Here is a 13225-nt window from a genome sequence, read left to right on the forward strand (position 1 = left end):
ACCTATAAACTCTCTCTCCTTTTGGGAGAGGGTTGGGGTGAGGACTATGGAAATAAATTTCAATAAAAATAACGACGGTCTTGTTCCTGCAATTATTCAGGATGCAACTACTAAGAATGTGCTAATGCTTGGGTATATGAATGAGGAAGCATATCAAAAAACCTTAGATTCTAAAAAAGTTACTTTTTTTAGTAGGACTAAAAACCGCTTATGGACTAAAGGAGAAGAAAGTGGAAACTTTTTAAATCTGGTAACCATAAAAAACGACTGTGATGAAGATACTTTATTAATTACAGTTAATCCGGTTGGACCAACATGTCATAAAGGTTCAGATACGTGTTGGAATCAAGATAATTCACAATCTTTTGGTTTTTTAAGTGATTTGGAAGCAACTATCCAAAGTAGAAAAGAAAACCAGGACAATGAGAAATCTTATGTAGCTTCATTATTTAGGGAAGGAATGAATAAAATTGCTCAAAAGGTTGGAGAAGAAGCAGTAGAAGTAGTTATTGAAGCAAAAGATGATAATGAAAAACTGTTCTTAGATGAAAGTGCTGATTTGCTTTTTCATTATCTGATTTTATTACAGGCTAAAGGCTATAAACTGAATGATATAGTTGAGGTTTTAAAATCTCGAGGATAATTAAAAGTATCGACTAAACACTTTCTTTGTCGATAAATACCTTGTTTTTAACATAGTTTTATATTTTTGCCGGGCTTTTTAAGTACCGGTCAATTAATTTATTTCATTTTAACAGGTAACAAATAGCCTAGGAAAGATACTTACTTATAAACTAATTAATTTTGAAAGAATATAAAGCTGAATTACTATTCATTTTATTGATATTATTCGGAAGCTTTGGGAAGATTATATCACAATGTAATCAAACTCAAATAATATCAATATGTGATATGACAACCATCGATTTTGATACGGATGGTAATCCTGATGGTATTATTAATCTATACGCAGAGACAGGCACTACTCCTATAGATGGAGTTTGGTCTATCGCACCAAGATTTGCCGCTGCTTTTGACTCTTTAACAGGTGATTTATCATTGTGGGCATTACAAAATTCTACAACAGAAGATAGTCAAAATGATTATTTATTCGAGTTGCGTAACGTAAATTGTGAACCGGATCCAGTAAGAACAGCTACATTAATCGTAGGTCCTTATTCGGGAGTTGCATTACCACCTGGTTCAAATGATGCCAATACAGAAATTTGTGATAATGAAGTATTAGATCTTTTCGAAGTTTTAGCTTCAGAGGCTACCATTCCTCCTCCACATATTAATGGGCGATGGGAGTTTATAGGCAGTAGTTCAGGAGCCGATTTCGAAGGAACTTTTGAATTAGAATTTGGAGGCTCATTATTTTCTGCAGAAGTACCATATGATCAAGGGCTACCTCTGGTAGATAGAGAGGTTTTTGAATTTAAGTACACGGTACCTGGTTTTACTCCTTGCGCACCATCTCAAGAAACTATAATCAAAGTATCTGTTGTTAGAGCGGTTGATGCTGGATCGGGTTCAACTATTAGAATCTGTGAAGACGATTTAAAAGCTGGATTGTATGATGCTGATATAAACCTAAGAGACGATCAATATTTAAGAGATGAAGATATAGAAGGTATTTGGATGGCGGATCTAGATACTACTGGAGAAATAGAAGATGAACAGGATTCTGTCATCAATTTAAGAAAGATATATGATGACTTAATTGATAATGGAAATAATATACGATTCGGATGTGAAACCTATGATTTTACCTATAGAGTAATTTCTAGATCACCTGTATGTCCAAGTTCATCCGCTACAGTCCGTTTCGTTTTTTATGAAGAGTTAAGACCATTTAGTCAAGAGGTTGCACCTCCAGAAATTTGTAAAAATGAAGAACCAGGAGATATTAATTTATTTGATTTAATTACATTTTCTGAAGAAAATGGTGAAGATTTTATATATACAAATATAGCTGCAGTGGATTGGAGGTTAGTTTCTGGAGCATCGAATTTAGGACTTAAAAGAGTTGGAGAGCCTGGATTTTCACATTTAGGAACTGTAAATACTTTTGGAAAAGAACCTGGTATATACATATTTGAATATGGTGTTCATTCTTCAATAAATTGTTCGGTTTCGTGTAACCCTTTTTCACCAGCAGTAGACGAAAATGATATTTGTTTCCCTTTATGTGACGTGTTGACCGCTCAAGTAACTATAGAAATTTTACCATTTGATTATCCTGGAGAAGATACAACTGATCTTAATTTATGTGAAACTCAGGAGAGCGTGGACTTAAGAAGTTTGTTAAGAACGAATGGAGTTGATACTATTGTAACTACAGGAGTTTGGACAAATAGCAGTGGAGATATAGTAGATAATACTTTTGTGTTTCCAGAAATTGATAATGAACAAACTTTTACGTTTACGTATTCAACAGTAAGTATCGATGGGTGCACAGAAAGTGCGAATTTATCTTTCACAATTTTTAAAGAGGCAAATGCAGGAAGCGGAACTGTTATATCATTGTGTTCTGATAATTTGACAGTTACTCTTTTTGATTTATTAGAAGGAGATCCTAATCCAATAGGGGGTTGGACGGGGCCTTTTGGGTATACTTCACCAAATCATCTAGGTGTTTTTGATGCTCTGGATACAACATTGCCAATTCTTGGCCCTGGTGACTATGTGTATACCGTTATGGCAAATGTAGGTTGTTTAGGAACAGATCAAGCTACAGTTACGATTAGTATTGTAGAACCGGTAGAAATAGGTAATGATAGGAGTGATTCTTTTTGTGAAATTGATGGACGCGTAAATTTATTTACAATACTGGATAATGATACTCCGAGAATAGGAAGTTTTCAGGATATAGAAAATACAGGAGCATTGACCCCGGAAGGAGTCGTAGAGTTTGATTTATTGCCTAATCCCGATAACGAAATCAATAAAATATATAATTTTAGATATGTAATACCCAATACTGCTCCTTGTGATGAATCGGCACTAAATGTAGAAGTACAAATTATAGATTTGCCAGAACCCAATGTGCCAGATCAGGAATTTTGTATTCTGGACGCAAAGAGGTTGGATGATATAGAAGTGGATGTCTTAAATTATAATTGGTACCCCACACTAGAGAGTGATATGCCAATTATTGATAATCCATTACTTGTTGATAATCAAATTTATTATATAGCTACTGTTGATACAGATAATTGTGAATCAGAAAGGGTGACTGTTGCAATAAATATACTCAATATTGGTGAGAGATTTTCTAATGGAGATGTATGTTCATTAGATTTTCAAGATGGAGTTTCTCCTGATGGAAATAACCAAAATGATACTTTTGACTTATTTATAGAAGACGAGTTTAATATTCCTGTTGCTTTCCCAGATTTTAATTTGAAAATTTATAATAGATATGGAGCTACTGTTTTTGAGGGTAATCGAAATACAGAGGAGTTCAGAGGAGAAAGTAATGTTTCAATACGATTAGGGGATGATCTTCCATCAGGAACCTATTTCTACATTTTTACACCCAATTTTGAAAATAATTTTCCAATTCAAGGAAGCTTTTACCTAAGCAGATAAACGATGAAATCACGATTAATTTTTAGTATAGCGATAGTTTTCTGCTCAGTATTATATGCACAGCAGGATCCACAGTATTCTCAATATATGTATAACATGAGTACAGTTAATCCTGCTTATGTTACGAACCAAAGTGGATTGATTTCTACAGGTCTATTATATAGAAAACAATGGACAGGAATTGACGGTTCGCCAGAAACGGCCAATATTTTTGGTAATATTCCATTAAGTGAAAAGATAGAGTTAAGTGTTAATTATGTAAATGATAGAATCGGCGAAGCAATTAGTACAAATAATAATTTCTTCAATGTTGATTTTGCTTATATTACCCGTATTTCTGATCGTTTTAAATTGTCCTATGGGTTAAAAGCCGGAATTAATAGTTTTAAACTTGATGCTTCTGGTTCTGATGTAGCGGATGATCCTGCATTTGCTAGCAATAATTCTAAATTGCAACTTAATATTGGAGCGGGTCTATTCTTATTCTCTAATAATTTTTATGCAGGAATATCATCTCCCAATTTATTACCTAATGATGTAGCTATTAATGGAATAGGAGTTTCGGAATCAAAAACACATTTATATGGAGTAACAGGTTTCGTATTTGATCTAGTAGATGAGGTTAAATTGAAACCTTCAATGGTAATAAAACAAGTATTAGATTCTCCGCTGACATTCGATATTTCACTCAATTCTTTAATTTATAATAAATTCGAGTTAGGAGTTTCTTATCGCTATGAAGATGCTTTTATTGCACTGGCAGGTTTTAATATAACAAAAAGCCTAAAAGTTGGATATTCATACGACTTTAGTACCAGTGAACTAAGTGGATATAATAATGGAAGTCACGAAATTATTTTACTATATAATTTCGATTTACTCAATTTCAGTAATAAATATACATCTCCAAGATTTTACTAGGCTATGAAAACTAAAATAATACTCGTATTAATCTTATTGATTACACAGATTACTTTTTCTCAGAAAAAGAGTAGGGCTGATCGTTTTTTCGAAAAAGGAGATTATATAAATGCAGCGTTGGGATATGAAGAAGAATTAAACCAGGAAGGGTATGAGAAGCATATTCTCGAGAATATTTCTACCTCATATTACAATACATTTCAGTTTAAAGAGGCATATAGGTATCTTAAGATTCTGACTTCAGGAAAGTTTTATGGAAAGGATAAAACTTTTGATAATTCATACAATTTCATGATGTATCAGGTGCTTTCTGCTTTGGGTAAATATGAAAAAGCGATTGATTTTCTAGCGTTATATAAAAAGAACGATGAAACGATCGAGTTAAATAAATCAAATGCCATAGCTATAATAGAAACTTTTAAGCTTAAAGATGATGATTATACTATAAAACCTCTTGAATTTAATTCTAAAGCATCAGAATTTGGTGCGGTAAAACTTGATAGTACTATATACTTTACTTCAGATAGAAGTTCTAATGGTTTTATGAGTAAGAATTATAAATGGACACACCGACCGTTTTTGGATATATATGCTGTAAAAGTTAATCAAGAAAATGCTGCTGTTTCAGAGATTGAAGCTATTTCAAGAGAAATTAATTCTAAGCTTCATGAAGGTAATTTTTGTTTCACCTCTGATGGTAATACTATATATTTTTCAAAAAGTAATTCAGAGAAAGGAAAAAAGAAATTTGATAGTTTAAGAAACAATGCAGTCCACTTATATAAAGCAGTAAAGGTAGATGGTTCTTGGCAGACTCCGGAAAAGCTAGTATTTAATAATACAGGATATTCTTTTGAGCATCCAACAATTACTGCAGATGATAAAACTTTATATTTTTCATCCAATATGTCAGGAGGATATGGAGATTTTGATATTTATACCGCAGAAATTAATGAAGATGGAACATACGGAACGCCAGTTAATCTCGGAAGTACTATAAATACAGCAAATAGAGAACAGTTCCCTTTTATTTCTAAAGAAGGGCATATGTTCTTTTCTTCTAATGGTCATTTGGGATTAGGAATGATGGATGTTTTTGTTTCAGAAGTAAAAGAAGGAACATTCACGAAGCCTATAAATTTGGGAACGCCAATTAATTCTAGTTATGATGATTTTTCTTTAACTTATTATAATGAAAATGATGGTTTTTTTGCTTCGAATAGAAAGAATAAAACAGAAGATGATATGTATTCTTTTTCGCAGATTGGAGAGATATTTTTAAAAGAGTATAAAGTAAGGTTTGAGGTAAGGGAATTTGCGACAGACAATTACATTCCTAACTCAAGTGTAACTCTATATGATACTGACAAGAAGATAGTTTATGAAAAAAAGTTAGGTTCTATAGCATCTTTTAATATACGTATTTTTTCAGGAAAGTATGATTTTAAAGCTTCTTCTGATGGGTATGAAACTAAAATCAAGCCCGTTGTGATTAAGGAAAAAGATGAGGAGACGTATATTATTTATTTAGAAAAGAAGAAAGAACCTGCTATTGCTGAAAATTCTGAAGAAAATAAAACAGAAGCTGTTAATGCTTCTAAAGAAGATAGGCGAACAAAGAATGAAAAACTTACAGCAGAAGAACTAAGACTGAAGCTGCTTTCTGATAAAGTAGGTCCGCAGGTAATTGAAAAGAATGGTAAGCTTTATTTTGATCTTCCTCCAATCTATTTTGATTATGATAAGTGGAATATTAGAGCAGATTCTAAAAAGGTATTAGATGAGTTTGCACTAAAACTAGATAAATATAAAACTGTGTATATTAAGATTGATTCTCATACAGATAGTAGAGGAACTGATTCTTACAATCAGGTATTATCAGAAAAAAGAGCAGAGTCCACACGTAATTATCTGGCATTAGTTGGGTATGTAAATGCAAGGAGAATGCAATTTGAAGGATTTGGAGAATCGAAACCCTTGATAAGTTGCGAAGATAAAATATGTACAGAAGAAGAACATCAAACAAACAGAAGAAGTGAGTTTGAGATTGTAAAATACTAAGTTAGAATATTAAGCTATGTTTTATTATTCATATTAAAAGATTATTTAATGAATCCATTAACACGTTTTAAAATAGAAGAATCTGAATATTTGGAGAAAATAGGAATGGATTATGAGGTAGTTAAATTAAGAATGAGAGCGTTGATTTTCTTACTTGATTATTCTCTATTCTTTATATTAATTTATTTAACGAATGAATTTGTGAAACTTTTTATTCCAGAAGTGCCTAATATCATTTTGTATGTATTGATAACATTTTATTCATTAGTTTTTATTGCTATAGAGTATTATTTTGATGGGACAATATTTAAGGTTTTATTTAATGCTCGATGTATGTCTCTAAATTGTGAAAAACTAAGATTACATATTTACCTTATTAAATTTTTACTGAGACCAATTGCTTTTGTCTTAGCTGTATTATATCTTAAGTTTTGTTTTTCCATAATTTTATGGCTTTTTGGAATTCATAAACCGTTATTTAAGTTTTTAGATGGTAGAATGGTCTTTATCTGGTATGATGAGCATATAAACCAAATGGTAACTAAAGTTCCAATAGAAAATGCATAGTAGAAGTAAAAGGAATTCAGTATCGTTTTTTAAATGGCTGGCAATTATAATTGTTTTTTTTACTTTGTCTTTGAGTTTGTGGGCTGTAATTTTGAACAAAGAAATAGTTTCAAAACTTGAATATGTAAAAATTCCCTTATCAAACTATTATGGAGTTTATCATTTAAATGGCGGGATTAATGATATCAATATTGAGTTTATTTTAGATACTGGTGCAAGCGAATCGATGATTTCCAAAAATGTACTTGATAGAATTACCGAAAAGGGTAATTATAATGTTGACCATTTAGAAGGAGGATATTATTCCTTAGCGGATGGTTCAAACGTTTTTTGTGAAAGGATAAATATTAAAACAATGATGATAGGAGGTTATACTATTCGTGATGTTGTTTTTGGAATAATGCCAACCGAAACAGATAATTTGTTAGGCAGAAATGTTTTAGATCAATTTAAGAAATGGACAGTCAATAAAAACTTAAATGAGCTTACACTAGTTAAATGATTTATTTATATAACTCTCTTTGCTTTCTAGTAAATTAAATTGTATTTTTGCAGCCCTTTTTAGCGAATAAGAGAATTTAAAAAGGATTAAAATGATTTAATTTAACGCTTCTGTATACGTTTTCGTATTGATTCTCAAACAAATACAGGATACAAATTTTATCTTCAATGTCTGAAGAAACAAAAAACACAGACGTTCAGGAAGTAGAGGCTCCAAAGGCAGCTCCAGCTGTATCTCCTCAACAAGAAAACCCTGAACAATTTTTAAAAGATTTTAACTGGCACAACTACGAGGAAGGTATTGACCCAATCGAAGATTCAAAACTTGTAGAGTTTGAAAAGCTAGTTGCAGAAAATTTTGTTGACACCCTAAATGATGAGGTAGTGGACGGAACTGTAATAAATATTACGGATCGTGATGCTATCATTGACATTAATGCAAAAAGTGAAGGTGTTATTTCATTAAATGAATTTCGTTACAACCCAGATCTTAAAGTAGGTGACAAGGTTGAGGTATTAATTGATGTACGTGAAGACGCTACAGGTCAATTAATCTTATCTCACCGTAAAGCACGTGTGATTAAGGCTTGGGATAGAGTAAATAATGCTCACGATACAGGCGAAATCGTAAACGGTTTTGTTAAGTGTAGAACTAAAGGAGGTATGATTGTAGACGTATTCGGTATCGAAGCGTTCTTACCAGGTTCTCAGATTGATGTGAAGCCAATTCGTGATTATGATGCATATGTTGGTAAAACAATGGAGTTTAAAGTGGTTAAAATTAATCACGAATTCAAGAACGTTGTTGTATCTCATAAAGCACTTATCGAAGCTGATATCGAAGAGCAGAAGAAAGAGATTATCGGTCAATTAGAAAAAGGTCAAGTATTAGAAGGTACTGTTAAGAATGTTACTTCTTACGGTGTATTCGTTGATCTTGGTGGAGTTGATGGACTTATCCATATTACAGATCTTTCTTGGTCTAGAATCAACCATCCAAATGAGATCGTTGAGCTTGATCAGAAATTAAATGTAGTAATCTTAGACTTTGATGAGGCTAAAACACGTATCCAATTAGGTCTTAAGCAGTTAAAACCACATCCGTGGGAAGCTCTTAACAATGAACTTAAAGTTGGAGACAAAGTAAAAGGTAAAGTAGTTGTAATCGCTGATTACGGTGCGTTTATTGAAGTTGAAGAAGGAGTAGAAGGATTAATCCACGTTTCAGAAATGTCTTGGTCTACACATTTACGTTCTGCACAAGATTTCGTAAAAGTAGGAGACGAGGTAGAAGCTGTAATTCTTACGTTAGATAGAGAAGAAAGAAAAATGTCTCTTGGTGTTAAGCAATTAACTCCAGATCCTTGGACTGATATTACAACTAAATACCCTGTTGGTTCTAAGCACACAGGTATCGTTCGTAACTTTACTAACTTTGGTGTATTCGTAGAGTTAGAAGAAGGTATCGACGGATTAATTTATATCTCTGATCTTTCTTGGACTAAAAAAATCAAGCATCCATCAGACTTTACTAATGTTGGTGATAAACTTGATGTGTTAGTTCTTGAGTTAGATGTAGAAGGACGTAAATTAAGTCTTGGACACAAACAGACTGAGGATAATCCTTGGGACAAATATGAAAAAGAGTTTGCTGTTGGAACTAAGCATACCAATACCATTACAGAGATTGTAGACAAAGGTGCTACTATCGATTTTAATGAAGATATTGTTGCTTTCGTACCATCACGTCATCTAGAAAAAGAAGACGGTAAGAAGCTGACTAAAGGTGATGAAGCTGAATTCCAGATCATTGAATTCAATAAAGAATTCAAAAGAGTTGTAGCTTCTCATACTGCCTTATTCAAAGAAGAAGAAGCTAAGATCGTTAAGCAAGCTGCTAAGAAAGCTGCTGCAAGTTCATCTGAAAAAACCACTCTTGGTGATATCGATGCATTAGCAGATCTTAAAGCTAAAATGGAAAAAGGAGGTAACTAAACTTCTTAATTTCAATATATAATGAAAGACCGTTCGAGAGAACGGTCTTTTTTTTTGTTTGTTGATTTTCCACGGAATCCTTACCAAGGTGTATTTAGAATTGTTAAAACTTATGATGATCTACTGATGTTATAACTCTAAAATTTATTACTTTTGTATACCAAATATCTATTTGGAGATTATGAGTCAAAAATTACTACTTAGTGCAAAAGAGATAGATATTATTCTGCACCGTTTGGCTTGTCAATTAATAGAAAATCATACTCATTTTGAAGATACAGTTCTGGTAGGAGTTCAACCTCGAGGGATTTTTTTAGCAGACAGGATAAAGAATATTTTAGTTAAAGATTATAATTTAACTGAGCTTAAAATGGGGTATCTTGACATCACCTTTTATCGTGATGATTTCAGAAGAGGAGAAAAACCTTTGGAAGCGAATAAAACACATATTGATTTTACTGTGGAAGATAAGAGAGTCGTTTTTATAGATGATGTTTTGTATACAGGACGAAGTATAAGATCTGCTTTGACGGCGATACAATCTTTTGGTAGACCTAGAGAGATAGAGTTACTTACGCTAATTGATAGACGTTTTAGCCGCCATCTACCAATACAACCTAACTATCGAGGTAGACAAGTGGATGCGATTAATCAGGAAAAAGTAAAAGTGCATTGGATAGAAAATGGAGGAGAAGATGCAGTTTATTTGATAAATAATTAAAGTTGAATAATTTTTGAAAAGTTAATCTTAACGTTTCAAAATACATAAGAAAGTAAACGAATGAGCGAATTAAGTGTAAATCACTTACTAGGAATTAAGTATCTTACAAAGGAAGATATAAATCTCATTTTTGAAACGGCGGATCACTTTAAGGAGGTGATTAATAGACCGATAAAAAAAGTTCCTTCGCTTAGAGATATAACGATTGCCAACCTTTTTTTTGAAAATAGTACGAGAACGAGGTTGTCCTTCGAACTAGCTGAAAAAAGATTATCTGCTGATGTTGTTAATTTTTCTGCAGCATCATCTTCAGTTAAAAAAGGAGAAACACTTATTGATACAGTTAATAATATCCTTTCAATGAAAGTGGATATGGTGGTGATGAGGCACCCAAATCCAGGAGCAGGTGTTTTTCTTTCTAAGCATGTAAATGCAAGTATTATAAATGCTGGAGATGGAGCTCATGAACATCCAACTCAAGCATTGTTAGATTCATATTCGATAAGAGAAAAATTAGGAGAAGTACAGGGGAAAAAAGTAGTTATTGTTGGAGATATTTTGCACTCTAGAGTGGCGCTATCTAATATTTTTGCACTTAAATTGCAAGGAGCTGAAGTAAAAGTGTGTGGTCCAAAAACCTTAATACCAAAATATATTGATAAACTTGGAGTTACTGTAGAAACTGACCTTACCAAAGCTTTACAATGGTGTGATGTAGCTAATATGTTACGCGTACAAAATGAGCGTATGGAAATAAGTTATTTTCCATCTACAAGAGAATATACTCAACAATTTGGAGTAAATAAAAGGTTATTGGATAGCCTTGATAAAGAGATTGTAATAATGCATCCGGGTCCCATTAATCGTGGAGTAGAGATCACGAGTGATGTTGCTGATTCTAAACAAGCCATAATATTAGATCAGGTTCAGAACGGAGTAGCAGTGAGAATGGCGGTTATTTATCTTTTAGCTTCAAAAATAAAACAATAAACTTATGATATTTAATAAAGAAGGTAGTACCACTATAATAACGCAGGAGAAAGCTACTATAGTAGAATTTGTAAAGGGAATTGAGGATAAGTATGAATCCATGAAAAACGATAATATTGTGGCAAATCTTTTTTCATTAAAAGAGATTTCTGTCGATGATATTAATGAGTTTCTAAGAGTTTCAAAAAAACATAAGACAAATAGAAGGTCTTTTGTTATTGTTACTGATAAAATAGCGTACGATGATACTCCTAAAGAAATTACCATTGTTCCGACTTTGATAGAGGCATTAGACTTAATCGAAATGGAAGAAATAGAACGAGATCTTGATTTCTAAAGTTTTGTTGTTTATTCTGTAATCTACAGTAATTTTTTACGTCATATCATATATGAATAAATTAGCCCCATTTATTCTTGTGCTAACATCCATGCTTTTTAGTACCGTTTATGCGCAAGATTGGAAGTACGATTTTGATGAAGCAAAAGCTTTAGCAAAAGAAAAAAACCAAAATATTGTTTTACTTTTTACCGGATCAGATTGGTGTCCGCCTTGTATTAAACTAGAGAGAAGAGTGTTTTCTGATCCTGAATTTGAGGAATTTGCGAATCAAAATTTTGTTTGGGTAAAGGCAGATTTTCCCAAACGTAAAAAAAATAGATTATCAGAAATTCAGCAGCAAAAAAACTTAGAACTCGCAGAACAATATAATCGAAAAATGGTATTTCCAGTTATTTTGATGATTGATAAAGAAGGTGAAGTTCTTGGTGCAACGGGGTATAGAAAAATGTCTGTTAAACGTTACATAGAGTTGCTTACTACTTTTGATTCTTTTGGCGACTGAGATTGATTAATATATCAGATTAGAGTATATTCACGCTGTTTTAAATTAAGATGTAAAATAAATTGAAAGTAACTATTTTAGGTTGTTATTCTGCAACTCCCAGAACGTTCACAAATCCAACCTCTCAGGTATTAGAAATAAATAACCACATTTTCCTTATCGATTGTGGAGAAGGTACTCAGGTGGAACTTAGAAGAAATAAAGTAAAATTCTCCAGAATTAATCATATTTTTATTTCTCATCTCCATGGAGATCATTTTTTTGGGTTAGTAGGATTGGTTTCTACATTTAGAATGCTAAATAGAGAAAATCCACTTCATATATATGGACCAAAAGGAATTAAAGAAGCAATTACATTGCAGTTAAAACTTGCTAGTTCTTGGACAGATTATCCTTTACATTTTCATGAACTTACCAGCCAAGATTCGGAAGTAGTATTTGAGGATGACGCGGTAGTGGTTCGTACAATTCCACTTCAACATCGAATATATTGTAATGGATTTTTGTTTGAAGAGAAACCTGGTGACCGAAAATTAGTAATGAGTAAGGTTCTTAACTATGATATTGATAAGGCCTATTATAAGTCAATTAAGAAAGGTAAAGATGCAATATCTGAAGATGGAGATATTATACCTAACTCCGAATTGACGGATGAACCTCTTCCTGTAAAAAGTTATGCTTTTTGTAGTGACACTAGGTATGATGAGCATAAAATTCCTTTAATTAATGGAGTAACTGCTTTGTATCATGAATCAACCTTTCTGGAAAGTCATAAACATTTATGTGAGAAAACTGGACATAGTACTGCTATGGAAGCAGCTACTATTGCAAAGAAAGCAAATGTGAAAAACCTAATTTTAGGACATTATTCAACCAGATATGGTAATATAGAACAATTTAAAGACGAAGCTTTAACAGTTTTTGAAAATGTTGAAGTTGGTGATGATGGTAAAGTTTTTACCTTTTAGATGAATGTACTTTCCTGATTTTAAAAATTTACCTTCAATAAAGTAGGGTGTTTTTAATGTAGTTT

12 protein-coding genes are annotated in these 13225 nt (G+C 32.4%); all 12 read left to right on the top strand.

Annotation, left to right across the window (positions count from 1 at the left end):
- Positions 1 to 46: 46 nt before the first annotated feature.
- The 12 genes from hisIE to Q0975_RS18775 all read left to right on the top strand — a co-directional run bounded on the left by hisIE (position 47) and on the right by Q0975_RS18775 (position 13160).
- Positions 47 to 643 carry a bifunctional phosphoribosyl-AMP cyclohydrolase/phosphoribosyl-ATP diphosphatase HisIE gene (gene hisIE / locus Q0975_RS18720; RefSeq protein WP_299439447.1) on the top strand — a complete coding sequence of 199 codons (597 nt, stop codon included), beginning with the start codon at positions 47 to 49 and terminating at the stop codon, positions 641 to 643.
- 161 nt (positions 644 to 804) lie between these two features.
- Positions 805 to 3594: a gliding motility-associated C-terminal domain-containing protein gene (locus Q0975_RS18725; protein WP_299439449.1), complete on the top strand. Its 2790-nt coding sequence runs from the start codon at positions 805 to 807 to the stop codon at positions 3592 to 3594.
- 3 nt (positions 3595 to 3597) lie between these two features.
- A complete protein-coding gene (locus Q0975_RS18730; protein ID WP_299439451.1) occupies positions 3598 to 4515 on the top strand; it encodes a type IX secretion system membrane protein PorP/SprF in 918 nt (305 codons plus the stop codon).
- Between the two features lie 3 nt (positions 4516 to 4518).
- Positions 4519 to 6576, top strand: coding sequence for an OmpA family protein (locus Q0975_RS18735; protein ID WP_299439453.1), 2058 nt, complete (start codon positions 4519 to 4521; stop codon positions 6574 to 6576).
- Between the two features lie 48 nt (positions 6577 to 6624).
- Entirely contained in the window at positions 6625 to 7143 is a 519-nt protein-coding gene (locus Q0975_RS18740) for a hypothetical protein (RefSeq protein WP_299439455.1), read from the top strand.
- Positions 7144 to 7234: 91 nt separating this feature from the next.
- A complete protein-coding gene (locus Q0975_RS18745; protein ID WP_299439458.1) occupies positions 7235 to 7645 on the top strand; it encodes a retropepsin-like aspartic protease in 411 nt (136 codons plus the stop codon).
- A 167-nt stretch (positions 7646 to 7812) separates the two neighbouring features.
- A complete protein-coding gene (rpsA, locus tag Q0975_RS18750) occupies positions 7813 to 9639 on the top strand; it encodes a 30S ribosomal protein S1 (RefSeq protein WP_299439460.1) in 1827 nt (608 codons plus the stop codon).
- A gap of 181 nt (positions 9640 to 9820) precedes the next feature.
- On the top strand, positions 9821 to 10360 hold the full coding sequence (pyrR, locus tag Q0975_RS18755; protein WP_299439462.1) for a bifunctional pyr operon transcriptional regulator/uracil phosphoribosyltransferase PyrR: 540 nt from the start codon (positions 9821 to 9823) through the stop codon (positions 10358 to 10360).
- Between the two features lie 60 nt (positions 10361 to 10420).
- Positions 10421 to 11350, top strand: coding sequence for an aspartate carbamoyltransferase catalytic subunit (locus Q0975_RS18760; protein WP_299439464.1), 930 nt, complete (start codon positions 10421 to 10423; stop codon positions 11348 to 11350).
- A 4-nt stretch (positions 11351 to 11354) separates the two neighbouring features.
- Positions 11355 to 11687, top strand: coding sequence for a ribonuclease Z (locus Q0975_RS18765; protein WP_299439466.1), 333 nt, complete (start codon positions 11355 to 11357; stop codon positions 11685 to 11687).
- A gap of 52 nt (positions 11688 to 11739) precedes the next feature.
- Positions 11740 to 12192, top strand: coding sequence for a thioredoxin family protein (locus Q0975_RS18770; RefSeq protein ID WP_299439468.1), 453 nt, complete (start codon positions 11740 to 11742; stop codon positions 12190 to 12192).
- 62 nt (positions 12193 to 12254) lie between these two features.
- Entirely contained in the window at positions 12255 to 13160 is a 906-nt protein-coding gene (locus Q0975_RS18775) for a ribonuclease Z (RefSeq protein ID WP_299439470.1), read from the top strand.
- Positions 13161 to 13225: the final 65 nt, after the last annotated feature.

It is taken from the genome of uncultured Aquimarina sp. (assembly GCF_947500065.1).
Taxonomy (GTDB): domain Bacteria; phylum Bacteroidota; class Bacteroidia; order Flavobacteriales; family Flavobacteriaceae; genus Aquimarina.

What these genes read in the sequence shown, in the direction of transcription:
- hisIE (WP_299439447.1), top strand. Translation starts at nt 47, where the DNA reads ATGGAAATAAATTTCAATAAAAATAACGACGGTCTTGTTCCTGCAATT.
- Q0975_RS18730 (WP_299439451.1), top strand. Translation starts at nt 3,598, where the DNA reads ATGAAATCACGATTAATTTTTAGTATAGCGATAGTTTTCTGCTCAGTA.
- Q0975_RS18735 (WP_299439453.1), top strand. Translation starts at nt 4,519, where the DNA reads ATGAAAACTAAAATAATACTCGTATTAATCTTATTGATTACACAGATT.
- Q0975_RS18740 (WP_299439455.1), top strand. Translation starts at nt 6,625, where the DNA reads ATGAATCCATTAACACGTTTTAAAATAGAAGAATCTGAATATTTGGAG.
- rpsA (WP_299439460.1), top strand. Translation starts at nt 7,813, where the DNA reads ATGTCTGAAGAAACAAAAAACACAGACGTTCAGGAAGTAGAGGCTCCA.
- pyrR (WP_299439462.1), top strand. Translation starts at nt 9,821, where the DNA reads ATGAGTCAAAAATTACTACTTAGTGCAAAAGAGATAGATATTATTCTG.
- Q0975_RS18760 (WP_299439464.1), top strand. Translation starts at nt 10,421, where the DNA reads ATGAGCGAATTAAGTGTAAATCACTTACTAGGAATTAAGTATCTTACA.
- Q0975_RS18765 (WP_299439466.1), top strand. Translation starts at nt 11,355, where the DNA reads ATGATATTTAATAAAGAAGGTAGTACCACTATAATAACGCAGGAGAAA.
- Q0975_RS18770 (WP_299439468.1), top strand. Translation starts at nt 11,740, where the DNA reads ATGAATAAATTAGCCCCATTTATTCTTGTGCTAACATCCATGCTTTTT.